This is a genomic window from Bradyrhizobium sp. NBAIM08, assembly GCF_020193935.1.
Taxonomy (GTDB): Bacteria; Pseudomonadota; Alphaproteobacteria; order Rhizobiales; family Xanthobacteraceae; genus Bradyrhizobium; species Bradyrhizobium yuanmingense.
This window is the reverse complement of record NZ_JADYVR010000697.1, coordinates 1-421: the sequence shown is the minus strand read 5'-3', so window position 1 is coordinate 421 and position 421 is coordinate 1. Positions and strand designations below refer to the sequence as shown.

Sequence of the window (421 nt, the reverse complement as noted above, 5' to 3'; positions counted from 1 at the left end):
CTTTTCGCCAGTGCGGCGGTCCTTCAATTCAGCTGTGCCCGCGGCGACCCCGCGCGGGCCAAGGATGAGCTGCCACGGAAGGCCGATCAGGTCCATCGAGCCGAGCTTCACCCCGCCCCGCTCATCGCGGTCGTCATAGAGCGTTTCGACATTGGCGGCTTGCAACCGCGCGTAGGCTGCGTTTCCTGCCGCGACCGTTGCCTCATCATCGCCGCGCATGGTCACCAGCCCGACGCGCCACGGGGCGACCGCTTCGGGCCAGACAATACCATTGTCGTCATGGCTCGCCTCGATGATCGCCCCGACCAGCCGCGATACGCCGATGCCGTAACTGCCCATGTGCGGAGTGACGAAGTTGCCGTCCCTGCCCGAGACCTTGAGGCCCATGGCATCGGAATATTTTGTGCCGAAGTAGAAAATG

1 protein-coding gene is annotated in these 421 nt (G+C 64.1%); it reads right to left on the bottom strand.

Annotated features, from left to right (window positions below; all coding sequences use genetic code 11):
• Positions 1 to 421 (bottom strand): His/Gly/Thr/Pro-type tRNA ligase C-terminal domain-containing protein (locus tag I6F37_RS41620; RefSeq protein ID WP_249795480.1); only part of this gene is annotated, 421 nt, incomplete at both ends.